Source organism: Xanthobacter oligotrophicus, from assembly GCF_008364685.1.
In the GTDB taxonomy this organism is placed as follows: Bacteria; Pseudomonadota; Alphaproteobacteria; order Rhizobiales; family Xanthobacteraceae; genus Xanthobacter; species Xanthobacter oligotrophicus.
Genome location: NZ_VTTL01000005.1, coordinates 197,508 through 219,752, shown reverse-complemented (window position 1 = coordinate 219,752; position 22,245 = coordinate 197,508). Strand labels below are relative to the sequence as shown.

The 22,245-nt window shown below is 68.5% G+C and carries 24 protein-coding genes; 5 read left to right on the top strand and 19 right to left on the bottom strand.

Going from position 1 to position 22,245, the window contains the following annotated elements; all coding sequences use genetic code 11:
* Positions 1-32: 32 nt before the first annotated feature.
* From rpmB to FZ033_RS09995, 3 genes are all read right to left on the bottom strand, one after another.
* Complete coding sequence (rpmB, locus tag FZ033_RS10005) at positions 33-335, bottom strand: 50S ribosomal protein L28 (RefSeq protein WP_149575990.1); 303 nt, start codon at positions 333-335, stop codon at positions 33-35.
* A gap of 144 nt (positions 336-479) precedes the next feature.
* Positions 480-1,973, bottom strand: coding sequence for a sensor domain-containing diguanylate cyclase (locus tag FZ033_RS10000; protein WP_149575989.1), 1,494 nt, complete (start codon positions 1,971-1,973; stop codon positions 480-482).
* 87 nt (positions 1,974-2,060) lie between these two features.
* On the bottom strand, positions 2,061-2,984 hold the full coding sequence (locus FZ033_RS09995; protein WP_149575988.1) for a LysR family transcriptional regulator: 924 nt from the start codon (positions 2,982-2,984) through the stop codon (positions 2,061-2,063).
* A 244-nt stretch (positions 2,985-3,228) separates the two neighbouring features.
* Between FZ033_RS09995 and FZ033_RS09990 the strand changes: the two genes are divergently transcribed.
* The 5 genes from FZ033_RS09990 to mmsB all read left to right on the top strand — a co-directional run bounded on the left by FZ033_RS09990 (position 3,229) and on the right by mmsB (position 7,720).
* Positions 3,229-4,725 (top strand): CoA-acylating methylmalonate-semialdehyde dehydrogenase, encoded by a 1,497-nt coding sequence (locus tag FZ033_RS09990; protein WP_149575987.1) that lies wholly within the window; start codon positions 3,229-3,231, stop codon positions 4,723-4,725.
* Between the two features lie 83 nt (positions 4,726-4,808).
* Positions 4,809-5,033, top strand: coding sequence for a FitA-like ribbon-helix-helix domain-containing protein (locus FZ033_RS09985; RefSeq protein WP_138400290.1), 225 nt, complete (start codon positions 4,809-4,811; stop codon positions 5,031-5,033).
* Positions 5,030-5,455: a type II toxin-antitoxin system VapC family toxin gene (locus FZ033_RS09980; RefSeq protein WP_149575986.1), complete on the top strand. Its 426-nt coding sequence runs from the start codon at positions 5,030-5,032 to the stop codon at positions 5,453-5,455. The genes FZ033_RS09985 and FZ033_RS09980 overlap by 4 nt, the downstream gene beginning before the upstream one ends.
* Before the next feature lies 1 nt (position 5,456).
* On the top strand, positions 5,457-6,599 hold the full coding sequence (locus FZ033_RS09975) for an isobutyryl-CoA dehydrogenase (RefSeq protein WP_149575985.1): 1,143 nt from the start codon (positions 5,457-5,459) through the stop codon (positions 6,597-6,599).
* 221 nt (positions 6,600-6,820) lie between these two features.
* A complete protein-coding gene (gene mmsB / locus FZ033_RS09970; RefSeq protein WP_149575984.1) occupies positions 6,821-7,720 on the top strand; it encodes a 3-hydroxyisobutyrate dehydrogenase in 900 nt (299 codons plus the stop codon).
* A gap of 162 nt (positions 7,721-7,882) precedes the next feature.
* Here mmsB and FZ033_RS09965 read toward each other — a convergent pair whose 3' ends face one another.
* The 16 genes from FZ033_RS09965 to FZ033_RS09890 form a co-directional block, all read right to left on the bottom strand.
* Positions 7,883-8,482 (bottom strand): HupE/UreJ family protein, encoded by a 600-nt coding sequence (locus tag FZ033_RS09965; RefSeq protein ID WP_149575983.1) that lies wholly within the window; start codon positions 8,480-8,482, stop codon positions 7,883-7,885.
* A 23-nt stretch (positions 8,483-8,505) separates the two neighbouring features.
* Positions 8,506-9,570: a hydrogenase expression/formation protein HypE gene (gene hypE, locus FZ033_RS09960; RefSeq protein WP_149575982.1), complete on the bottom strand. Its 1,065-nt coding sequence runs from the start codon at positions 9,568-9,570 to the stop codon at positions 8,506-8,508.
* Positions 9,567-10,691, bottom strand: a complete 1,125-nt coding sequence (gene hypD, locus FZ033_RS09955; protein ID WP_149575981.1) for a hydrogenase formation protein HypD — start codon at positions 10,689-10,691, stop codon at positions 9,567-9,569. Before hypD ends, hypE begins: the two co-directional genes overlap by 4 nt.
* A gap of 10 nt (positions 10,692-10,701) precedes the next feature.
* Complete coding sequence (locus FZ033_RS09950; protein ID WP_149575980.1) at positions 10,702-11,001, bottom strand: HypC/HybG/HupF family hydrogenase formation chaperone; 300 nt, start codon at positions 10,999-11,001, stop codon at positions 10,702-10,704.
* Between the two features lie 11 nt (positions 11,002-11,012).
* Positions 11,013-12,506, bottom strand: coding sequence for a sigma-54-dependent transcriptional regulator (locus FZ033_RS09945; protein WP_149575979.1), 1,494 nt, complete (start codon positions 12,504-12,506; stop codon positions 11,013-11,015).
* Entirely contained in the window at positions 12,503-13,552 is a 1,050-nt protein-coding gene (gene hypB / locus FZ033_RS09940; protein ID WP_149575978.1) for a hydrogenase nickel incorporation protein HypB, read from the bottom strand. Before hypB ends, FZ033_RS09945 begins: the two co-directional genes overlap by 4 nt.
* The gene (gene hypA / locus FZ033_RS09935) at positions 13,552-13,893 is read right to left on the bottom strand and encodes a hydrogenase maturation nickel metallochaperone HypA (RefSeq protein ID WP_138400210.1); all 342 of its coding nucleotides are present in this window, start codon (positions 13,891-13,893) and stop codon (positions 13,552-13,554) included. Before hypA ends, hypB begins: the two co-directional genes overlap by 1 nt.
* Positions 13,886-14,899 (bottom strand): nickel-dependent hydrogenase large subunit, encoded by a 1,014-nt coding sequence (locus FZ033_RS09930; protein ID WP_149575977.1) that lies wholly within the window; start codon positions 14,897-14,899, stop codon positions 13,886-13,888. The genes hypA and FZ033_RS09930 overlap by 8 nt, the downstream gene beginning before the upstream one ends.
* Positions 14,896-15,810, bottom strand: coding sequence for a [NiFe]-hydrogenase assembly chaperone HybE (locus FZ033_RS09925; protein WP_149575976.1), 915 nt, complete (start codon positions 15,808-15,810; stop codon positions 14,896-14,898). The genes FZ033_RS09930 and FZ033_RS09925 overlap by 4 nt, the downstream gene beginning before the upstream one ends.
* Positions 15,811-15,815: 5 nt before the next feature.
* Positions 15,816-16,670 (bottom strand): hydrogenase expression/formation protein, encoded by an 855-nt coding sequence (locus tag FZ033_RS09920; protein ID WP_149575975.1) that lies wholly within the window; start codon positions 16,668-16,670, stop codon positions 15,816-15,818.
* A gap of 30 nt (positions 16,671-16,700) precedes the next feature.
* Positions 16,701-17,111 carry a thioredoxin domain-containing protein gene (locus tag FZ033_RS09915; protein ID WP_149575974.1) on the bottom strand — a complete coding sequence of 137 codons (411 nt, stop codon included), beginning with the start codon at positions 17,109-17,111 and terminating at the stop codon, positions 16,701-16,703.
* Entirely contained in the window at positions 17,111-17,443 is a 333-nt protein-coding gene (locus tag FZ033_RS09910) for a HypC/HybG/HupF family hydrogenase formation chaperone (protein ID WP_149575973.1), read from the bottom strand. Before FZ033_RS09910 ends, FZ033_RS09915 begins: the two co-directional genes overlap by 1 nt.
* 3 nt (positions 17,444-17,446) lie before the next feature.
* Entirely contained in the window at positions 17,447-18,073 is a 627-nt protein-coding gene (locus FZ033_RS09905; protein ID WP_149575972.1) for a HyaD/HybD family hydrogenase maturation endopeptidase, read from the bottom strand.
* A 394-nt stretch (positions 18,074-18,467) separates the two neighbouring features.
* On the bottom strand, positions 18,468-19,220 hold the full coding sequence (cybH, locus tag FZ033_RS09900) for a Ni/Fe-hydrogenase, b-type cytochrome subunit (RefSeq protein ID WP_149575971.1): 753 nt from the start codon (positions 19,218-19,220) through the stop codon (positions 18,468-18,470).
* A 12-nt stretch (positions 19,221-19,232) separates the two neighbouring features.
* Positions 19,233-21,047 carry a nickel-dependent hydrogenase large subunit gene (locus FZ033_RS09895; RefSeq protein ID WP_149575970.1) on the bottom strand — a complete coding sequence of 605 codons (1,815 nt, stop codon included), beginning with the start codon at positions 21,045-21,047 and terminating at the stop codon, positions 19,233-19,235.
* Positions 21,044-22,156: a hydrogenase small subunit gene (locus FZ033_RS09890; protein WP_149575969.1), complete on the bottom strand. Its 1,113-nt coding sequence runs from the start codon at positions 22,154-22,156 to the stop codon at positions 21,044-21,046. The genes FZ033_RS09895 and FZ033_RS09890 overlap by 4 nt, the downstream gene beginning before the upstream one ends.
* Positions 22,157-22,245: the final 89 nt, after the last annotated feature.

Below are 22,245 nucleotides of genomic sequence, written 5' to 3'. Positions count from 1 at the left end.
CGAAAATCGTGCCCGGAACCCGGGCGCCGGCCTCAGGCCGCGGTGGAGGCCGCCTCGGCCGCAGCCTTGGCGATCAGGCGCTTGAAGTCGAGCGCGCGCGGGGACAGTTCCTCGTCGTGGGCCTTCTTGAGGAAGGCGTCGAGGCCGCCGCGATGATCCACGCTCTTGAGCGCGTTGGCGCTCACCCGGAGGCGGATGGTGCGCTTCAGCGTCTCGCTCTCAAGGGTGACGTTGCACAGGTTCGGGAGGAACCGGCGCTTGGTCTTGTGGTTCGAGTGGCTCACCTTGTGGCCGCTCAGAACACCCTTGCCGGTCAGGTCACACCGCCGGGACATGGCAGAAGTCCTTCTTATCTGGTCTTCAGCGGGGAACGCGAAGCGGGGCCAGACGACCCTGCCGCACTCACCCGCTCTATCGGGAAGCGGCTCGTATAGGGGCAGAGCGCTGCTGCGTCAAGGTATGGGATGCCGCCGCCCCCCTCAATCCGCCAGCGCCGCCCGGTTGCGCCCGGCCCGCTTGGCGGCATAGAGCGCCCGGTCGGCGGCGCGCATCAGCGCGTCGAGGCTTTCCCGCCGGCCCAGCCGGGCGATGCCGATGCTGACGGTGACATGGAACAGGCCGCCGGTCGCGATCTGGACCGGGGCCGCCGCGATCTGCCGGCGCAGCCGTTCGGCCAGTTCCTGGCCGCCTTCAAGGGTGGCGTGGGGCAGGAGAAGCGCAAATTCCTCGCCGCCGATCCGGCCCGTCACATCAGTCTGGCGCGCGACCGCCGTACAGGCCTCCGCGATCATCTTCAGGGCGGCATCCCCGGCGGCATGGCCGTATTGGTCGTTCAGCTCCTTGAAATTGTCGGCATCGAGCATGAGCAGCACCAGGTCGCGGCCGTAGCGCTGCGCGGCGGCTACCTCGCGGTCCGCTCTCTCGATGAAATGGCGGCGGTTGTGAAGCTCGACCAGCGAATCCCATGACGCAAGCCGGGTCAGCCGGTCGATGAGGAGCCGCCGCTCCTCGAACATGGCGAACAGCATCAGGGAAAAGGTGCACGCCGCCGCCACGAAGAAGCCGACGTTGGACAGGCGGTCGGCCACCGACAGATGGGACATGAACCCCGCCCCCGACGCCCCCGCCCAGGTCACCGCGGCACCGATGAGCACGTTGGCGAGGGTGATGCCCCGCAGCCCCCGCCGAAGCCCGATCCACACCAGGAGGAAATAGGTCACGGCAAGCAGGAGCAGGGGGTGGGTCGGGATCCCGCTCAGGGCCAGCGCCGCCACCAGCAGGACGCCGCCGGCGCTCAGCATGAAGTCGAGTCGGCTCTTGGGCGCTCCCGGGCGGGTCGGCGGCACGCTCCAGGCGAGGATGAGCGGCGCCACCAGCAACTGCCCCACCGAATTGCCGATCCACCAGTGCACCCAGGCCGAGGGGACCAGATCCAGCGACGGCAGGGGCTTCTGCAGGCCCTGGATCCACCACGGCGCCCAGCCCGCCGGGATGAGGTCGGTGGGGATGGCGCCCAAAAGATACAGCACCAGCACCCCGCCGCTGGCGCTGACGGGCTGCAGGATCAGGAACACCATCGCCACGAACAACGCCACGTCGCGCGGGCGGCCGAAGCGCGGCGAGATCGCCATGCGCCGGAACAGCCAGCCCCCGAGGGCGCCTTCAGCGGCATTGGTGAGGCCGATGACCGCCCCGCCGAGCAGGGATGGCCCCGACCACAGGGACAGGATGGTCTGGCCGAGGAAGATGCCGAGCGCCACCCGCGGGCCGAACAGGATGCAGAAGGCCAGCGCCACGCCCTCCGGCGCGAACACCACGCTGGTGACGTTGCCGTACTCCACGGACACGGCGAACGTCAGCCGCCCCAGCACCACATAGGCGGCGGCAAGCACCAGCGACATGGCCACCGTACGGTGCAGGCTGGCAGGTCTCGCAGCGGGCGGCATCGCGGCCGGCGGTGTCCTGGTATGCATCGCGGTCTCGGCCGACGGTTCGTGCCTCAGGCTCGGTTCCGTCCGCGACGCGCCGGTGGCCGATGCTTTACGGTCGTTGATATCCTATTACCTTGGAGACAGGAATTGACTCCGCGCCGCCTGCACCACGCCGGCGATGAAATCCGCCGCTACCCGGATGCGGGCGAGGTCGCGCGTATCGGTATGGGTGAGCAGCCAGAAGGTGCGCGTCAGCCCCACCTCGCCGGGCAGGATAGGCACCAGGGCATCGGGCCGCTCGCCGGTGAACAGGTCCGCCATGAAGCAGGGCAGCACGCACACCCCCGCCCCCGCCTGGGTGGCGGTGAGCTGGGCAACGAGGCTCGAGCTCTTCAGCCGAACGCGGATGTCCTTGGCCACCAGCGGCACATAATCCAGCTCCGGCGCATAGATCAGGTCGTCCACATAGCCGATGAAGGGATGGCGCTGAAGGCCAGCGCGACTCTCGATGGGGCCGTGCCGCTCCAGATAGGCCCGCGCCGCATAGAGCCCCAGCCGGTAGTCGGTGAGCTTGCGCGCGTGCAGCCGCCCCTCCTTGGGCCGCGACAAAGAGATGGCGATGTCCGCCTCGCGCTTCGACAAAGAGAACAGGCGCGGCATGGCGAGGAGCTGGATGTCCAGCTCCGGGTGCAGGTCCGCCAGCGCCGAGATGCGCGGGGCGAGGAAGAAGGTGCCGAAGCCGTCCGGCGCGCCGATGCGCACGGTGCCGGCGACGCCCAGGTCCGCCCCACCGATCTCGCCCTGCGCCGCCAGCGCCAAGGTCTCCATGCCCTCGGCGGCAGCCATCAGGCGCTCGCCGGCGGCGGTGAGGCCATAGCCATGGGGCCGCCGGTCGAACAGCTTCGCCCCCAGCGCCTCCTCCAGCGCGCCGATGCGCCGGCTCACGGTGGAATGCTCCACCTTGAGGCGCGCGGCCGCCGCCGTCAGCCGCCCGGCCCGTGCCACGGCGAGGAAGAAGGTGAGGTCCGACCAGTCGAAATCCCCCGCGCGCACGGCTCCCCCTCATGTGATCCCGGCGGCCCGGACACGCCCGCCCGGCGCTTGGGTAAAACGCCAGGAGCCGGTCCAAGACCGGTGCCGCAGGTGTGAATTAGCGCACATCTATGGTGCGGAGATTGCCGTAGCTGTGCACAAAAAGATAGGGCAATGTGCCGGCCAACAAAGGGGTGCCGCCTAGGCGGCGCCCTCGCTCAAAAGCATCAGATCTTCGGAAACGCACCACAAGGGAACACCCATCATGCGCGAGATCGGCCATTTCATCGGCGGCAAGCACGTGCCCGGCACGTCGGGCCGCTATGCCGACGTCTACCAGCCCATGACCGGCGAGGTGATCGCCCACGTGGCCCTCGCCTCCAAGGACGAGCTGAACGCTGCAGTCGCCAACGCCAAGGCCGCCCAGCCGGCATGGGCCGCCACCAATCCCCAGCGCCGCGCCCGCGTGCTGATGAAGTTCCTGGAGCTGGTGCAGCGCGACTACGACCTCCTCGCCGACCTGCTCGCCCGCGAGCACGGCAAGACCGTGCCGGACGCCCGTGGCGACATCCAGCGCGGGCTGGAAGTGGTGGAGTTCGCAGTGGGCATCCCCCACCTCATGAAGGGCGATTATTCCGACGGCGCCGGCCCCGGCATCGACATCTATTCCATGCGCCAGGCGCTGGGCGTGGTGGCGGGCATCACCCCGTTCAACTTCCCGGCCATGATCCCCATGTGGAAGTTCGGCCCCGCCATCGCCTGCGGCAACGCCTTCATCCTGAAGCCGTCGGAGCGTGATCCCGGCGTGCCCATGCACCTCGCCGCGCTGATGCTGGAAGCCGGCCTGCCCCCTGGCATCCTCAACGTGGTGAACGGTGACAAGGAATCGGTGGACGGCATCCTCGACCATCCGGACATCCAGGCCATCGGCTTCGTGGGCTCCACCGCCATCGCCCAGTACATCTATGCCCGGGGCGCGGCCAACGGGAAGCGGGTGCAGGGCTTCGGCGGCGCCAAGAACCACATGATCATCATGCCCGACGCGGACATGGACCAGGCCGTGGACGCCCTCATCGGCGCCGGCTACGGCTCCGCCGGCGAGCGCTGCATGGCCATCTCGGTGGCGGTGCCGGTGGGCGAGGACGCCGCCGAGCGGCTGCTGGAAAAGCTGGTGCCCCGCGTCGAGAACCTGAAGATCGGCCCTTCCACCGACGGCTCGGCGGACTTCGGCCCCCTCGTCACCCGCGAGGCGGTGGAGCGCGTGAAGAGCTACGTGGACATCGGCCTTCAGGAAGGCGCGAAGCTGCTGGTGGATGGTCGCGGCTTCAAGATGCAGGGCTATGAGAACGGCTTCTACATGGGCGGCTGCCTGTTCGACAACGTGACCGCCGACATGCGCATCTACAAGGAGGAGATCTTCGGACCCGTCCTCTCCGTGGTGCGCGCGCCGGACTACCAGGAAGCCCTGCGGCTTCCCACCGAGCACGAATACGGCAACGGCGTCGCCATCTACACCCGCGACGGCGACGCGGCCCGCGACTTCGCCTCCAAGGTGAACGTGGGCATGGTGGGCATCAACGTGCCGATCCCGGTGCCACTCGCCTACCACACCTTCGGCGGCTGGAAGCGCTCGGGCTTCGGCGACCTCAACCAGCACGGGCCGGACGGCGTGCGCTTCTACACCAAGACCAAGACCGTCACCTCCCGCTGGCCCTCGGGCATCAAGGACGGCGCGGACTTCGTCATCCCCACCATGGGGTGAGGCGCGGCTGGGCCGGCGCTCCCTTGCAACCAAAATCTCGTGCTATCATTTTTGATAGCACGAGATGTGCGAAGGAGGGTTCCATGGCCCAGGTGCTGATCCGCAACATTCCCGACGAGACCCTCAACGTCTACCGGGAGCGGGCCAAGCGGAACGGGATCTCGCTGGAGCAGGAAATCCGCAACCTGCTGGAGAAGAACCGGCCTTACACGCCGGAGGAGCGGGTGGCGGTGTCGCGGTATTTCCGTTCCCGCACCAAGCCCTCTCCCCCCTTGACCCTTGATGAGATCCGCGAGGGCAGCAAGTGAGCCGCTTCATCGTCGATGCCTCCATCGCGCTGAAATGGTTCTTCGATGAGGGCGACGAGGCCCAGGCCGAAGCCCTTGCCGCCTCCGGCGCCACCTTGCTGGCGCCGGTTCTGATCCAGACGGAAGTCGCGAACGCCCTGTGGAAGAAGGGCCGGACGGGAAGGGTGACGGTGACCGAGGCGATCCACATCTGCGCCCAGCTGCCTGCGTTCTTCGAGCGGCTCTTTCCAGTAGAGCCGCTGCTTCCCGAAGCTGTGGCGCTGTCGTTCCGGCTGGATCACCCCATCTACGACTGCATCTATCTCAGCCTTGCCCGCCATGCCGATTGCCCGCTCGTGACCGCCGATCGCCGACTGGTCCAGAAGACCAGGGGCGAAGCCGGCCTGCCGCACATCCTCTCCCTCGATCACTGGCGCCCCTGACATGTTCACGCTTACCGAAGACCAGATCGCCATCCGCGAGATGGCGCGGGATTTCGCGAACGCCGAGATCGCCCCCTTCGCCGTGGACTGGGACGAGAAGAAGCACTTCCCGGTGGACACCCTGCGCGCCGCCGCGGCGCTCGGCATGGGCGGCATTTATGTGCAGGACGACGTGGGAGGCTCCGGCCTGTCGCGGCTCGATGCGGCGCTGATCTTCGAGGCGCTGGCCACCGGCTGCCCCGGCACGGCGGCCTTCCTTTCCATCCACAACATGGCGACCTGGATGATCGACCGCTTCGGCGACGAGGACCAGCGCGCCACATGGGTGCCCCGCCTCACGAGCATGGAGCACATCGCCTCCTACTGCCTCACCGAGCCGGGCGCTGGATCGGACGCCGCCGCGCTGAAGACCAAGGCGGTGCGCGACGGCGAATATTATGTGGTCGATGGGCAAAAGCAGTTCATCTCCGGCGCTGGCGCCTCCGACATCTATGTGGTGATGGTGCGCACCGGCGGGGACGGCCCCAAGGGCATCTCAACCCTGGTGATCGAGGCGGGCACCCCCGGCCTCTCCTTCGGCGCCAACGAGAAGAAGATGGGCTGGAACGTGCAGCCCACCCGCGCCGTCATCTTCGAAGGCGTGCGCGTACCGGTGCAAAACCGCCTCGGGGCGGAGGGAGACGGCTTCAAGATCGCCATGGCCGGGCTCGACGGCGGGCGGCTGAACATCGGCGCATGTTCCCTCGGCGGGGCGCAGGCGGCCCTGGACAAGACGCTCGCCTACATGCGCGAGCGCAAGGCCTTCGGACAAAGGCTCGACGCGTTCCAGGCGCTGCAATTCCGCCTCGCCGACATGGCCACCGAACTGGAGGTGGCGCGCACTTTCCTGTGGCGCGCGGCAGCGGCGCTGGACGCCAAGACGCCGGACGCCACAACACTCTGCGCCATGGCCAAGCGCTTCGCCACCGACGCCGGGTTCAACGTGGCCAACGAGGCGCTCCAGCTCCACGGCGGCTACGGCTATCTCGCCGACTACGGGGTGGAGAAGATCGTGCGCGACCTCAGGGTCCACCAGATCCTGGAAGGCACCAACGAGATCATGCGGCTCATCATCTCCCGCGCGCTGATCGCGCGGGGGAACTGAGCAGGGCGGCTCCCGATGCTGACCACGGATCGTGGGCAGGACAATTCAGACCGTCATGCCCGGGCCTGTCCCGGGCATCCACGCGGATGGGCCGGGCACTGCATCACAGGTTCAACACAAGCGGCACGGCGTGGATGGCCGGGACAAGCCCGGCCATGACGACCCGCCAAGGACACGCATCAGGAACGCCTGCAAGACGTTCCATCCGGGGAGGAACCATCATGACCACCATCGCATTCATCGGCCTCGGCAACATGGGCGGGCCCATGGCTGGCAACCTGGTCAAGGCCGGCCACAGCGTGCTCGGCTTCGACCTCGCCCCGGCGGCACTGGTGGGGGCGAAGGCGAGGGGCGTGGTGCTGGCTGACAGCGCGAAGGCGGCCGTCGCGGCGGCGGATGTGGTGGTCACCATGCTGCCCTCGGGCAAGCACGTGGTCGCCGCCACCACCGGCTCCGACGGCCTTTTCGCGGCGGCCAAACCCGGCACGCTGTTCATTGATTCATCCACCATCGACGTCGCCTCCGCCCGCGCCTTCCACGAGGCGGCGCAGGAGGCGGGGCACGCCAGCGTGGACGCGCCCGTCTCCGGCGGCGTGGGCGGGGCGGAAGCGGGCACGCTCACCTTCATGGTGGGCGGCACCGACGAGGCCTTCGGCGCGGCAAGGCCGCTGCTGGAACTGATGGGCAAGAAGATCGTGCATTGCGGCGGCGCAGGCGCGGGTCAGGCGGCGAAGATCTGCAACAACATGATCCTCGGCATCTCCATGATCGCGGTGTCGGAAGCCTTCGTGCTGGGCGAGAAGCTGGGGCTGTCGCACCAGGCGCTCTATGACGTGGCCTCCACCTCGTCCGGGCAATGCTGGTCGCTCACCACCTATTGCCCGGTGCCGGGGCCGGTACCCACCAGCCCGTCCAATCGGGACTACGTGCCGGGCTTCGCGGCGGCGCTGATGCTGAAGGACCTGAAGCTGTCGCAGGACGCCGCCGACACATCGGGCGCCGCCACGGCACTGGGCGCGGCGGCCACCGCCCTCTACACCGCCTTCGCGGCGGAGGGGAACGAGGGCAAGGATTTCTCCGGCATCGTGGAGTGGATCCGCACCCGCACCGACGAGACCTGACGGCCATTCTAAAATCGTCCGCGCTTTCTGCAGACGCCATGGCCGGACTTGTCCCGGAAGTCGGCTGTTGCCGGCTTCTGGCCTAGCAAACGGAACCCGCAATCATGCGGGTTCCGTTTCTTCACGCCCGCTCAGCTTAAAGAAAGCGGGCAGGCGCAAACCTCACAGGATGCCGGTGACGAGCCCGATGCCGGCCAACGCCACCGCAGCGCCCGCGCCGCGCACATAGCGCGCGCCATGGGTCTCGCCGAAGCGGCCGATGGCCATGCCGAGCCCGAGGCCGGCCACATGCAGCAGCGCGGTGGCGGTCATGAAGCCGAGGCCATAGGTGAAGCCGGAGGCGTCCATGGGCATCTCGGTGCCATGGGCGTGGCCGTGGAAGAGGGCGAAGAAGCCGACAAGGCCCATGGCCAGCGCCAGCGGCGCCTTGAGGCCAAGGGCCACCACCGCGCCCAGCACCACCACCGACAGGGCGATGCCCAGCTCCACGAACGGCAGGTCGATGCCGCCGACGCCCAGGGCGCCGCCCACCGCCATGAGGGCGACGAAGCTCAGCGGCACCGCCCACAGGGCGCGCCCGCCCAACTGGAAGGCAAAGACGCCCACGGTCACCATGGCGAGCAGGTGGTCGAGGCCGCCCATGGGATGGGCGAAGCCGGCATCGAAGCCGTGCACGGCCCCCGCGCCCGTATGGGCGAAGGCCAGCTGCGGCAGGACCGAGAAGGCTGCAACGGCAAGGGCCGTGCGGGCTGTGTGACGCATATTTTTCTCCCCAAATGAAGGTTTCAGCAGATGCGGGGCAATTGATCGCCGACCAGCATATCGACGATGCGCTCTCCCCCGAAGCGCGTTTGCATGACCACCCGTCCGGGCCGCTGGGCCGTGACCGCGCCGATGATGGCCGCCTCCCGTCCCAGCGGATGGGCGCGCAGCGCCGCAAGCGCGGCGTCGGCCTCCTCCGGCGGCACCACGGCGAGGATCTTGCCCTCGTTGGCAAGATAGAGCGGGTCGAGGCCGAGGATCTCGCAGAAGCCCATCACCTCGGCCCGCATGGGCAGGCTGAGTTCCTGAAGCCGCACCCCCACAGCGCTGGCCTCGGCCAGTTCGTTCACCACCGCTGCGACGCCGCCACGGGTGGCATCGCGCATCATGCGGATGCCGGGGGCGGCCGCGATCAGCGCGTCGATGAGGCCGTTGAGGGGCGCGCAGTCGCTCTCGATGGCGGTCTCAAGGGCAAGGTCGCCGCGCGCGTTCAGGATGGCGGCGCCATGGTCGCCCAGAAGGCCGTTCACCAGCACCACGTCGCCGGGTCGGGCCTTGGCGATGCCCACGTCAAGGCCACGCCGCACCACGCCGATACCGGTGGTGGTGATGAAGAGCTTGTCGCACGCCCCGCGCGCCACCACCTTGGTGTCGCCGGTGGCGATGGCAACGCCTGCCGCCCGCGCGGTCTGCGCCATGGAAGCCGCCACCTGCCGCAATGTCTCCACCGGCAGGCCTTCCTCGATGATGACGGCGCAAGACAGCGCCACCGGCGTCGCACCGCCCACGGCGAGGTCGTTCACGGTGCCGCAGACGGCGAGCTTGCCGATATCGCCGCCGGGAAAGAACAGAGGGTCCACCACGAAGCCGTCGGTGGTGAAGGCGAGGCGGTCGCCATGGGCCATCAGGGCCGCGAGGTCGAAGCGGGCCTGGTCCTCCGGCGCGGCGCGGCCATCGCCGGAAAAGGCGGCAAGGAACACGTCATCAATGAGGTCACGCATGGCGCTGCCGCCGCCGCCGTGGGCGAGCGTCACCGTCTTGTGGCTCAGCGGCCGGCGCCGGGTGGGGGGAACGAAGGGGATATTCATGCGGCTTCTCCCCGCACGCCACCATATTGGTAATAGGCAGCGCAAGAGCCTTCGGACGACACCATGAGCGCGCCCAGCGGCGTCTCGGGGGTGCAGCCGGTGCCGAATTCCGGGCAGGCCCACGGCTTCACCGCGCCGGTCAGCACCTCGCCGCAGCGGCAGGACGAGGGGTCCGCCACCTTCACGTCCGGCACGCTGAAGCGCTTCTCCGCATCGAACGCCGCGTAGGGCGCCTTGAGCCGCACCCCGGAGCCGGCGATGGAGCCGAGCCCGCGCCACTCGAAGGTCTCGCGTGGCTCGTAGACTTCTTCCACCGCCTTCAGCGCCTGCGGGTTGCCATGCTCCGGCACCACGCGGGCGTATTGGTTCTCGATCCGCGCCGTGCCGGCCTCGATCTGGCGCAACACCATGAGCAGGGATTGCAGCAGGTCGATGGGCTCGAAGCCGGCCACCACGAGGGGCTTGTTGAACTCTTCGGCGATGAAGCGGTAGGGCGACGTGCCGATGACCATGGAGACATGCCCCGGCCCGATGAAGCCGTCGATGCCGAAATCCGGCTGCTCCAGCAGCGCCCGCAAGGTGGGGATGATGGTGATGTGGTTGCAGAACAGGGAGAAGTTCTCCACCTGCTCCCGCGCCGCCCGCAGCACGGTGAGCGCGGTGGAGGGCATGGTGGTCTCGAAGCCGAGGCCGAAGAACACCACCTGCCGCCCGGGATTGCGCTTGGCCAGAGTAAGCGCATCAAGGGGCGAATAGACCATGCGCACGTCGGCCCCGTCCGCCTTGGCCTGAAGCAGGCTCTTCCGGGAGCCCGGCACGCGCATGGCGTCGCCGAAGGTGGCGAAGATCACATCGTCCCGCTCGGCGATGGCGACGCAATCATCCACCCGGCCCATGGGCAGCACGCACACCGGGCAGCCCGGTCCGTGCACGAACTCCACAAGGTCCGGCAACAGGCCCTCGAGCCCATAGCGGAAGATGGCGTGGGTGTGCCCGCCGCAAACTTCCATGATGGCGAACGGCCGGTCGCGCCCGCGCTCCAGGCGGGCGGAGATGGCGCCGATCTCCTTCACCAGGGCCGAGGCGAGGGCGGGGTCGCGGAATTCGTCGACGTAGCGCATGGCCGTCTCCTCAGGCGATGGCGGGGTGAAGATCGACGCTGCCATTTGTCAGCGCTTCCATTTCCGCCGCCGCCTCGCCGATCTCGGTGAGCACCTTGAGGGTGGCGGCGGCCTCCTCCTCGTCGATGCGGCTCATGGCGAAGCCCACATGCACCAGCACCCACGCGCCCACGAGGTCGGAAAGCGGCGCACCGGGCTCGGCGACGCACACCACGTCCACGCTGCGGCGGACGCCGGAGACATCCACCACGCACAGCATGGCGTCCTCATCCGCGACGGCGACGATCTGTCCGGGAATGCCGAGGCACATGGCAAGGCTCCTCAATGCGACTTGGAAAAGGCCCCGCCGCGGGAGATCCCGTAGCGGTCGAGTTTCGCCCTCAGGCCCACGCGGGAGAGGCCCAGTTCCTCCGCCGCGCGGCTCTTGTTCCAGCGACAGCGCACCAGCGTCTCGGTGAGGATGGTGGCTTCCATGCGCTCCACCCGCTCCTTCAGCGGCCCGCCGTCGGGCAGGGCGATGGCCTGCGACGCGCCTGCCTCGGACAGGCGGGTCTCCACCGCCCGCGTCTCGGCAGCGGCGGCGCGCACCACATGGGGCGAGAGCAGGTCGGCGGACAACGTGTCGCGCTCGGCCAGCACCAGCATGCGCGTGATCTCGTTCTGCAGCTCGCGCACGTTGCCCGGCCAGTCATAGGCCCGCATGCAGGCGAGCGCTTCCTCGGTGAAGCCCTTGACCCGCTTGCCGTGATGGGATGAGAGCGCATCGAGGATGCTCTGGGCCAGCACCGGGATGTCGGCGCGTCGCTCGCGCAGGGCCGGCAGGGTCAGCACCATGGCGCAGAGGCGGTAATAGAGATCCTCGCGGAAGCGGCCCCGCCCCACCTCACCATAAAGGTCGCGATGGGTGGCGGCGAGCACCCGCACGTTCACGCGCTTGGATTCGTTGGAACCCACCGGGCGGATCTCGCCCTCCTGCAAAAAGCGCAGCAGCTTCACCTGGAAGGCGGGGGACACGTCGCCGATCTCGTCGAGGAAGATGGTGCCGCCGTCCGCCTGGTCGAGCAGGCCGATGCGGGTGACGTGGGCGCCGGTGAACGACCCCTTCTTGTGGCCGAACAGCTCCGATTCCAGAAGCTCGTCCGGGATCGCCCCGCAATTGACGGCGAAGAACGGCCGGTCGCTGCGCAGGCTGGAATAATGGATGGCGCGGGCGAGCAGTTCCTTGCCGGTGCCGGTCTCGCCATGGACGAGCACGGGCACGTCGAAGGTCGCCACCTGCGCCGCCCGCAGGCACACCGCGCTGAGCGGGCTGCCGGGCGCGCGGATGAGGGTGTCGAAATGGAAATTCTGCTTCACCCGCGCCTGCTGCGCGCCGAGCCGCGCCTCGGCGGTGACGGCGGTGAGTTTCATTTCCAGGTTCAGCCGCTCGTGGTCGCGCTGGAGCTCGAACAGATGCGCGGCATTGCGGGCGGCGAGTAGCAGTTGGTCCGGATGCCAGGGCTTGGGGATGAACTGGTAGATGCCAGCCTCGTTGATGGCGCCGATCATGTCCTGCGGCTCGGTATAGCCGGTGACGATGATGCGCAGGATGTCCGGCCAGCGCTCGCGCACCTCGGTGAGCAGCGCGACGCCCGAGGTGTGCGGCATGCGCTGGTCGCAGAAGATCACCTGGATCCACTCGTTCTCGAGGATGCGCCGCGCCTCGTCCGCGTTGAGCGCGGTGAAGACATCGAACTCCTCGTCGAGCACGCGGGCGATGACTTCCACCGAACGCGGCTCGTCGTCCACCACGAGGATGGCGGGGCGGCGGTTCACCGCGCGCCTCCGCTCACGGCGGCAGTCATGGCCGCGCGCAGGGCCTGCGCCTCGCGCTCGCGGGCGGCGGCGAGCGCGTCGAGGCGCTCCGCGCGGGCCTTGTCCAGCCACGCCAGCCAGCGGGTGAGCCCCACCTCGCCGCGCGCGGAGACGCGCAGGATCTCGGCCCGCGGGTTCACCCGGCGGATGTTGGCCTCAAGCTGCGCCATGTCCGCGTCCACATAAGGCGCAAGGTCCGCCTTGGTGATGAGGACGAGGTCGGCACCCTCGAAGATGTCGGGATATTTCAGCGGCTTGTCGTCACCCTCCGCCACCGAGATGAGGGTGACGCGCTTGGTCTCGCCGAGGTCGAAGGCGGCGGGGCACACAAGGTTGCCCACATTCTCGATGAACAGCACGCCGCCCGGCGGCAAGGGCAGTTTTTCCACCGCGTGCCCCACCATGTGGGCGTCGAGGTGGCAACCCTTGCCGGTGTTGATCTGCACCGCCGGCGCCCCGGCGGCGCGGATGCGGGCGGCGTCATTGTCGGTCTGCTGGTCGCCCTCGATGACGGCGGTGGGCAGGCGGCCGGCCAGCGCTTTCAGCGTCTCCACCAGCAGCGTGGTCTTGCCCGCGCCGGGGCCGGAGAGAAGGTTCAGGGCGAGCAGCCCGGCGGCCTCGAAGCCGGCGCGGTTGCGGGCGGCGTAATCGTCGTTCTTGGCGAGGATGGAGGTCTCGATCTCGACCATGCGCGCCTGCGACAGCCCCGGTGCATGAGCGCGGGCGGGGCCGGTGCCGTAGTCGAGGGTGCCGCCGGCGGGGTGGTGGTCGTGATCGTCGTGGGGGTGATGGGCGTGCCCATGGCCATGATCGTGTTCATGGCCATGGGCATGGCTGTGCCCGTGACCATGCCCATGGCTGTGGGTGGTGCCGTCCGCATGGGTGTGGACGTGGCCTTCGCCGGGGGCATGGCCCTCGCCGTGCTCATGAGGGTGGGCGTGGGCATGCCCGCCCGTGGCATCGGAAATGGTGGCGCCGTCGCCGCTACAGCCGCAGACCGTGCACATCACAACACCTCCAGGTCCTTGATCTTCATGTCCGTGCCGCCGTTGGGCACGAGGCGTTCCCCGCCGCATTTCGGGCAGGAGGCGAGGCGGTGGGAGAGCGCCACCGTCTCGCAGCAGTCGAAGCACCAGGCGCTGCCGTCCTCTTCCAACACCACCAGTTCGGCGCCCTCGGCGAGGGAGCCGCGCATGACCACGTCGAAGCCGAAGCGCAGGGCCTCCACCTCAATGCCGGCGAAGCGGCCGATGGCAAGGCGCACGCGGGTGACGCGGGAGAAATTCTGCGCCTGCGCCGCCTCTTCCATGGCGGAGAGCAGGCTCTCGCACACGGCCATCTCATGCATGGGCCGGCTCCTCCGCGAAGGACAGGGTGACCGGCACGCAGGGATTGATGGCCGACACCAGCAGCGGCGCCAGCCGCCGCACGCCCGGACCGGGAGTCAGCGCCGCGAAGGCGCGTTCCAGCAGGCCGCCGGGGGCAAGGTTCCACGCGCTGGGGGAGAGGATGCGATAGGCCGCGACGCGCCCCGCCTCCACCCGCGCCCCATGGCCCAGCAGCCCGCGCGCGGCGGGCGCGATGCCGAGGCCGGGGGGCAGATCGTCTGTCGAAAGGGGTGCAGGTTTCAGCGCCACGAGGCAATCCACCAGCCGGGCCAGCAGGCGCACGAACAGGCTCGGCCCCTCGCGGACGAGAAGGGCGGCGACCAGCGGGGTGCGCGCCACGCGTCCGAGGGCGCCGGTCTCGCGGAGACCGCCTGCGATTGAAGCCCGCGCGGGATCGAGTGCCGTCGCCACGTCCTGCACCGTCAACTCCGGCAGCCCCGCCCGCCCCTCGGCGGGATCGGTGTCGCGGCGCAAGCGGGCCAGCAGGCGGGCGGTGGCCGTAGGCGCCTCGGCAAGCCACGCGTCCAGCTCGGCGGGCGAGAAGGACGGCAGGTCTGCCCCCTGCCCCACCAGCGCCGTGGCGAAATCCTCGGTGCGTCCCGGTCGGGCCAACAGGCCCAGCGCGGCGCGGTCGGGCGCCTCGCCCAGCGCCTGCGGCCAGGCGTGGAGCATGGCGAGGGCGTGGTCGCGCACGGTCTCCCGCGCCATGGTCACCCCGTCCGCCGCCCCATCCGCCGCCGCCGGCAGGCCGAGGGCGGTGGCGGCGGCAAAGCTGTGTGCGGCGCCGCACAGGTTGAAGACGAGGGGCGCGAGCCGCGCCGCCTCCTGCGGCGTGCGGCCCACCAGCGCCTGCGCCGGGTCCAGCCCGGTCTCCCGCCCAAAGCGCCAAGTTTCCGCGCCCTCCCTCCCCGCGCGCTGATCGAGCGCGATGGTGAGGCGGCGGAGCGTGGCGGGAGCGTGGATCATGCGATGCTGTCCTGCGGGCCTTCCGGGGCCGCGCTCTGTGCCGCGCGCGGGCCGAGGATCACGGCGCGGCGGGACATCTCGGGCGGCGGACCGGCGGGCCGGGGGGCGGGCTCTTCGGACGCGAGCGCCGCAGCTTCGGCCTGGGCCAGCGCCGCCGCCTCCTCTTCCGCGCGTCGGCGGATCTCGCCGGAGCGGGTGCCCTCCTCCCGGTTGGCGACATCGAACAGCGCCGGCAGTACCGCCGCCGCCGTCTCCACCGCCTGCAGCATGGAGGAGAAGTCGAACATGGGCGAGAACAGGGAGCAGGCCTTGTAGGGCCCCGTCTCCGGCCGGTTGGCGGCGAGAAATTCATACGCCCCGGACGGGAAGGCGATCAGCTCCTTGTCGCCGGTTTTCAGGCCACTCCAGTCGTCCTGCGCACCGGGCAATAGCACGAGATTCATGAACCAAGGCGTCACCAGCACGCCGAGCGCGCGACCCTCATGGGCGCGGAAGCCTACCGCCTTCACCCCCAGGCTCTCGTTCACGAAGGGCACGCCCTTCATCTTGGCCGAATGGATCTCGCGGAACACCGCCTCGAACCGCCCCGGCATGTCCTTCAGCTGGGCTTCCAGATGGGGATCCACCGCCGGTGCGAGCGCGGGCACGGAGACCGAAGGAAGATCCGGCGCGCCGCCATCCAGCACCATGAACTGGTCGCGCGCGCCGTCGCACACCGGGCAGCGCCAGTGCTCGGGCAGCGCGGTGAACGGCGTGCCGGCCGGGATCTGCCACGTCTCGCACCCCTCGGCGGGGTCGTAGACGTGCCAGCATATCTTGCATTCCAGGCGCGCGGTGGGGGCAAGGCGCGCCCGGTCGCCCAGATAGGAGCCTTCGAAGAAGGCGTGGGAGGGGGAGGAGGTGGCGGACATGGCGCTCACCGGATCGCCGCGAGCACGTCGGTGAGGCGCTCGGCGCTGTCGGCGATGTCCTCGCGGGCGGCGCAGGCCACTTCCGGCACCTCGGTCACCTCGATGGTGTCGAGGATGAGCATGTCCTGCGAATTATAGAAGCGCACCCGCCAGACGTTCCGCGTGGCGCAGGCGTCGATGCGGCAATTGCCGTAGCCGCGCGAGAGCACGGTGGTCGCCCCCTGCCCCAGCCGCTCGTCGAGCATGGCGAGGTCTTCGGGCGTGTGGGGCAGCAGCGACAGGTTGATGACGTGGGGCAATTCCCCCGGCTGGCGGGAGCGGGCGCGGTGGTCGATCTCCACCAGAAGCGCCGGCGCATTGAAGATGCCGGGTGCCGGCGTGTCCAGGCCCTCGAGGTCGATGCCCGTTCCCAGCCCGAAGGCCCGCACCAGCGCGCCGCGCGGGAAGGCCGCCACCTCGATGCGGTCGGTGCCGGCGGCACCCCGCAGGCGCCACACCCCGGCAAAGGTCGCTTCCTGGATCTCCATGGCGCGGGCATCGCCGAATGCCGCCACCTTGATGGCCACTTCCCCCTCGCCCATGGCCTCGTCCACCAAAGCGATATTGTCCCGGTCGAGATGGGTGAGCGGGATGACGTGGCTCGTCCCCGGCTGCCAGGCCTGGAGCGCCGCGATCACCTGTTCCAGCACGCTGAGCGCCGGGGCGAGGCGATCGGCGTCCTCCACCTCCGGCAGATGAGCCTCGAAGATGCGCATGCCGGAGGGCAGCGGCAGATAGGCGAGGCCCTCCTCGTCGCTGCCGGACTGGCTGCCAGGACCGAAGCCGACGGGGGGCTGTGTGGCGAAGGGGGAAGAGGACATTCGGGGCGTGCCTTCTTGTGGGTCTTAACCTCAGTGGGTGGCGGCGGACGGGGTCTTCAGCAGCGCGCCGAGGCGTTCGAGATATTCGTCCCAGTCACGCATGCGGGAGATGGCGCCCACCGGCAGGCCGCCGCGCACCACCACGATGGCCGGCAGCGCGAGGCTGAGCGCGTCACGCAATGCGGCCTCGGTCTTCGGCCCCGCCACCGCGACGCCGAGCACCGCCTCGCCGCCCAGCGCATTCACCAGCTCGGGCAGGACCACGGCGATGTCCGGGCTTTCCAGATGCGCCTTGCCGTGGGCCGGCAGGAACAGGAAATGGTCGCGGGCATCGAGCCGCGCGGTGTCCTCGGGCGCTTCGAGATAGGGCCAGGCGCGCTCGGACACGAGCCGGCGCACCAGGGGATGCAGGTTGGGATCGGGGATCGCGGCCTCGGACATCAGGCTTCCTTTCGGCCGGCGGCATAGGCCGCGGCGAGATGGGGCGGCAAAGTGGGCTCGCGGTCGGCGAGGTCGGCGAAGGCGCGGTCGATGGCTGCGGTGTCCGCCTCCCCCGCCATGATGGCGGCGACGCCTTTGAGCGCATCGGTGATGAGGCGCGCCTCGTCGGCGTCCAGCAGACGGCGGGCGGTGCCCTGAAACACCAGCACATGGTCGCCGGCACGCGCCTCAGGCACCAACGCGAGGTCCACCCGCTCGCGCGCGTCCTCGGCGCGGCACAAAGCAAAGGTGCCCTCCACCTCCTCGATGCGCATGGGAAGGCCGAGGCACATGGCTCAGCTCCGGGGCGTGGCGAGCACGCGGGGGTCGCCGATGCGGCATGCCGCCTCGGCGCTCGGACGCTCGCTCTCGTAGGACTGCCGGCCGACCGCGGCGGTGACGAGGCTGCCCTCTCCCGCGCGGGGCGCGGGAACCACCCCGAACTCGTCCTTCAGGATGTCGAGCACCTTGCGCGCCGCCGGCTCCACCTGGGCGGCGATGGTGGCGGTGAGGCCGCCGCCGTAATCGTCCAGCAGCTCGGGCTGCACGCCCACCAGAACGATGCGTGCGGGAGTCTTGCCGCGCAAGGCGAGTAGGCCGAGGATTTCCTGGAAGCCGGTCTGGTGCAGGCTCACCTTGCGGGCGGCGAGCACGGCGGGCACCTCGCCATCGGCGAGGATGTGGAGGGTGCCGGGGACAAGGCCGTAATCCACCGCGTCCACGATGACCACGCCGTCCGCCTCTTCCAGATAGGGCAAGAGATAGAGGCCCTGGGTCCCGCCATCGAGCAAAGTGACGGTGTCGGGGAAGACGTGCGAGGCGTCGAGAGCCTCCAGCACGCGGACGCCGAAGCCCTCGTCAGCCCACAGGATGTTGCCGATGCCGAGCACCAGAATGCGCGCAACTTGCCGATCGTCGTCCATGCGACGCATCCCTCCTGGCTAGCCTCCCACGGCGGTCTACCGCCGCCTGATTTTCGAGATCCTCCAATTCAAAGAGCATGCCAGTCGTTCGCAATTCCGGACAAAGCGTTGATTCGGATCGTGGCGGCTGCATACCTCATACGTGGCGCCTGCATGACAAGTGGAAGAACCCTCGCATTTTCATCCACAAATTGGAATTCTGATTTCCATTTTCCGCATGGCGGGATGCTATTTCACACCACTCCGAGCCCACACAGCCGCCTGACCTTGCGGCAACATGCGACAGCGCAAGCACGGGCGTGCCCCCTTCCTGACCGAAAAACACGGGACGGCACGCCAAACAAAAAGGGCGCGGCCGAGGCCGCGCCCTTTCCTTCCAAGCTGCTTGCGCCGCTCACTCCGGATCGTCGTCCCGGAAGGTGCGATGGCCGTTGGTGATGGCCGAGACCATGGTCTGGCGGGACATGATGTCCTCGCGGATCACCGAATAGACATGGATGATCACGAACAGGATGATCACCCACATGCCCAGGTGATGCAGCGTGTGCACCTGCATGGACCCGCCCAGCAGCGGCAGCACCCAGCCGAACAGCCTGTCCTGCCACGAGCCGGCCCCGGTGCCTTCCGAATAGAGGGCGAAGCCGGTGACGATCATGAAGGCCAGCCCCAGCACCATCACGAAGAACATGAAGACCTGGGCCAGCGGATTGTGCCCCACGAACTTCAGCGGGCGGGGCTTCAGGAACGCATACCACTTGATCTCGACGAAGAAGCCCCGCCAGAAGCTCTTCCGCCAGAACGGGAAGGTGAACAGCTCGCGGGAATACTTGTTGCCGAAGAAGGCCCAGATGATCCGCCCCAGGAAGCCCACGGCAAGGATGTAGCCCGCCGAGAAGTGCACGAAGCGGATGGTGCCCATGAGGTAGTGGGAACTCGCCTCCCCCGACAGGGTCGGGAACGGCGAGCCGATGAAGTAGCCGGTGATGCACAGCACCACGATGGAAAGCGCGTTCACCCAGTGCCAGAGGCGCACCGGCGCCTCGTACACATAGACGGTGGTCAGCTTCTTTCCACCTTTGATCGCCTGCGCGACCGGGGTCGCGGGGGCCGCCGGAGGCGCGGCGCCGGAGAGGGATGTATCGCTCATGGCATCCCTCCCTCAGCGGACGGTGACGCGGGCGAGTTCCTCGCCGCCTTCGGACATGACGTGCGTGGAGCAGGCCAGGCACGGATCGAACGAGTGCAGCGTACGCAGGATCTCCACCGGCTCCTCGGGGCGCTGCATGGGCGTGTTCATGAGGGAGGCCTCGAACGCGCCGATATTGCCCTTGGGATCGCGCGGCCCGCCGTTCCAGGTGGTGGGCACCACGCACTGGTAGTTCTCGATCCGCCCGTCCTTGATCTTGATCCAGTGGCCGAGGCCGCCGCGGGGCGCGGCCACCGTGCCCACGCCCTTGGCCTCCTTCGGCCAGGTCGAGGGGTCCCACTTCTCCATGTTGGCGGTGGAGGTGTCGCCGGCCTTGATGTTGGCGATGAGGTGGTCGAAATCATCAAGGAACATCTTGGCGCAGTAATGGGCTTCCAGCGCCCGGGCCAGCGTGCGCCCGATGGTGGAGGGCAGCGCCTGCTTCGCGGTCAGCTGGGTACCGGCCAGGGTGTTGAACTGGCCCAGCGCCTCGTCCACCTGCCCCTTCACATAGTCGACGCCCTGGGCATAGGCGAGGATGTAGCGGGCGAGCGGGCCCACCTCCACCGCATTGCCCTTCCAGCGCGGCGCCTTGATCCACGAATACTTGGCGTTCTCGTCCACCGCCTCGATATTGGTGCGGGTGCCCTTGGCGTTGGGGCCGAGCACATACTGGGGATCGGTGATGCCGTCCCACGGATGCAGGCCCTTGTCCTTGTTCGCATCGCCGTAGGTGTACCAGGAATGCGCCACGAACTCCTGCACCTCATCCGGGTTGCGCGGATCGATGGGGTGTACCTCGTTCCAGTTGCCGTTGAGGATGACGCCGCCGGGCAGGCGATCGGTCCGCTTCTGGCCCTGGATGGCTTCGTAGTCGCCATAATCCATGACGTTCTGGCCGGAAAGCCCGCCGCCATAGAGCCAGCCCTTGTAGAAGCTGGCGATGGCGATCACGTCCGGCACATAGACGTTCTGGGAAAACTCGAAGGCTTCCTGAAGCTTCAGCTTCACGAAGTTCAGCCGCTCCATGTTGAGCGGGGCGCCGGCAGCCAGGTCGCCGTCCATGTTGATGGCGCAGGGCACGCCACCCACCAGATAGTTCGGATGCGGGTTCTTGCCGCCGAAGATGGTGTGGACCTTCACGATCTCCTTCTGGAAGTCGAGCGCTTCCAGATAATGCGTCACCGCCAGCAGGTCCGCCTCGGGGGGCAAGAGATAGGCCGGGTTGTCCCAATAGCCGTTCTTGAAGATGCCGAGCTGGCCGCTCTCCACGAACTTCTTCAGCCGGTTCTGCACGTCGCGGAAATAGCCCGGCGAGGACTTGGAATGCGCCGAGATGGACTGCTGGAGGACGCTGGTCGCCTTCGGGTCCGCCTTCAGGGCGTTGACCGGGTTCACCCAGTCCAGCGCGTGCAGGTGGTAGAAATGGACCACATGGTCATGCCACTGCAGCACCTTGGCCATGATCTCACGGATCAGGAAGGCGTTGTTGGGGATCTTGATCTGCAGTGCGTCTTCCACCGCACGCACGCTGGTGAGCGCGTGGCAGCCGGTGCACACGCCGCAGATGCGCTCCACGAAGGCCCAGGCGTCGCGCGGGTCGCGGCCCTTCAGGATCACCTCCAGCCCGCGCCACATGGTGCCGGTGGAGACCGCGTTGCGAATGATGTTGTTGGAGTCGACATTCACCTCGCAGCGCATGTGGCCTTCGATGCGAGTGACCGGATCGACCACGATGCGCTTGCCGGAGGTGTCGAGGGAAAAGCCATTCGGCGTCTGGATGGTCACTTCTCGCCTCCCGTCGCGCCCGTATCAGCGCTGTTGTCCGTCGTCTTGTGCTGGGCGCGCTTGAGCGCGCTCACCGCCGCATGCACAGCCACCCCCGCGCCCACCGCGCCGGCGGCGATGAGGCCCACCTGGTCGGCGTTGGATTCGATGCCGAAGCCGGCGCTCTTCAGGTCGGACAGGCGGGCGTACCACGAGCCCTTGTCCCAGAAGCCGTCTTCCGAGCAGCCGATGCAGCCGTGGCCGGCCTGGATGGGGAAGGAGACGCCGTCGTTCCAGCGTACCGTGGAGCAGGCGTTGTAGGTGGTGGGGCCCTTGCAGCCCACCTTGTAGAGGCAGTAGCCCTTGCGCGCGCCCTCGTCGTCGAAGCTCTCCACATACTGGCCGGCGTCGAAATGGGGACGGCGGTAGCACTTGTCGTGGATGCGCTGGGAATAGAACATCTTGGGCCGCCCCTGCCGGTCGAGGTCGGGCAGGCGGTCGAAGGTGAGCATGTAGGTGATGACGCCGGTCATCACCTCGGCGATGGGCGGGCAGCCCGGCACCTTGATGATGGGCTTGTCGAAGATCACCTCATGCACCGGCGTGGCGCGGGTGGGGTTGGGCCGGGCCGCCTGCACGCAGCCATAGGAGGCGCAGGAGCCCCAGGAGATGATGGCCTTGGCGTCTTTGGCCACCTTCTTCAGCTGGTCCACGAAGGGCTTGCCGCCGATGATGCAATACATGCCATCCTCGTTCAGCGGCGGGTTGCCTTCCACCGCGAGGATGTAGTTGCCCTTGTACTTCTCCATCACCTCGTCGAGGATCGCTTCCGCCTGATGGCCGGCGGAGGCCATGAGGGTGTCGTCGTAATCCAGCGAGATCATGCTCAGCACCACATCCTTGGCCAAGGGATGGGCCGAGCGGATGAAGCTTTCCGAGCAGCAGGTGCATTCCAGCCCGTGCAGCCACAGCACCGGGGTGCGCGGTTTGGTCTCCATGGCCTCCGCGATCTGCGGCGCGAACTCCGGCCCGAGGCCGAGGGCCGCGGCGGTGAGCGAGCAGTATTTCAGGAACGAGCGGCGGGTGATGCCCTGCCGCCGCATGACTTCATAGAACGTCTCGAGGGCCATCCGGCGCTCCCCCTTGGCTGACCACCCCACCGGCGTCGAGGCCGGGGGATTGGGGCAAGTTCAGCAAGGGGTGTGCCAGAGGGGGAGTG

Coding starts and splice junctions, on each gene's coding strand:
- rpmB (WP_149575990.1), bottom strand. CDS start 335: ATGTCCCGGCGGTGTGACCTGACCGGCAAGGGTGTTCTGAGCGGCCAC.
- FZ033_RS10000 (WP_149575989.1), bottom strand. CDS start 1,973: ATGCATACCAGGACACCGCCGGCCGCGATGCCGCCCGCTGCGAGACCT.
- FZ033_RS09990 (WP_149575987.1), top strand. CDS start 3,229: ATGCGCGAGATCGGCCATTTCATCGGCGGCAAGCACGTGCCCGGCACG.
- FZ033_RS09985 (WP_138400290.1), top strand. CDS start 4,809: ATGGCCCAGGTGCTGATCCGCAACATTCCCGACGAGACCCTCAACGTC.
- FZ033_RS09975 (WP_149575985.1), top strand. CDS start 5,457: ATGTTCACGCTTACCGAAGACCAGATCGCCATCCGCGAGATGGCGCGG.
- mmsB (WP_149575984.1), top strand. CDS start 6,821: ATGACCACCATCGCATTCATCGGCCTCGGCAACATGGGCGGGCCCATG.
- FZ033_RS09965 (WP_149575983.1), bottom strand. CDS start 8,482: ATGCGTCACACAGCCCGCACGGCCCTTGCCGTTGCAGCCTTCTCGGTC.
- hypE (WP_149575982.1), bottom strand. CDS start 9,570: ATGAATATCCCCTTCGTTCCCCCCACCCGGCGCCGGCCGCTGAGCCAC.
- hypD (WP_149575981.1), bottom strand. CDS start 10,691: ATGCGCTACGTCGACGAATTCCGCGACCCCGCCCTCGCCTCGGCCCTG.
- FZ033_RS09950 (WP_149575980.1), bottom strand. CDS start 11,001: ATGTGCCTCGGCATTCCCGGACAGATCGTCGCCGTCGCGGATGAGGAC.
- hypB (WP_149575978.1), bottom strand. CDS start 13,552: ATGTGCACGGTCTGCGGCTGTAGCGGCGACGGCGCCACCATTTCCGAT.
- hypA (WP_138400210.1), bottom strand. CDS start 13,893: ATGCATGAGATGGCCGTGTGCGAGAGCCTGCTCTCCGCCATGGAAGAG.
- FZ033_RS09930 (WP_149575977.1), bottom strand. CDS start 14,899: ATGATCCACGCTCCCGCCACGCTCCGCCGCCTCACCATCGCGCTCGAT.
- FZ033_RS09925 (WP_149575976.1), bottom strand. CDS start 15,810: ATGTCCGCCACCTCCTCCCCCTCCCACGCCTTCTTCGAAGGCTCCTAT.
- FZ033_RS09920 (WP_149575975.1), bottom strand. CDS start 16,670: ATGTCCTCTTCCCCCTTCGCCACACAGCCCCCCGTCGGCTTCGGTCCT.
- FZ033_RS09915 (WP_149575974.1), bottom strand. CDS start 17,111: ATGTCCGAGGCCGCGATCCCCGATCCCAACCTGCATCCCCTGGTGCGC.
- FZ033_RS09910 (WP_149575973.1), bottom strand. CDS start 17,443: ATGTGCCTCGGCCTTCCCATGCGCATCGAGGAGGTGGAGGGCACCTTT.
- FZ033_RS09905 (WP_149575972.1), bottom strand. CDS start 18,073: ATGGACGACGATCGGCAAGTTGCGCGCATTCTGGTGCTCGGCATCGGC.
- cybH (WP_149575971.1), bottom strand. CDS start 19,220: ATGAGCGATACATCCCTCTCCGGCGCCGCGCCTCCGGCGGCCCCCGCG.
- FZ033_RS09890 (WP_149575969.1), bottom strand. CDS start 22,156: ATGGCCCTCGAGACGTTCTATGAAGTCATGCGGCGGCAGGGCATCACC.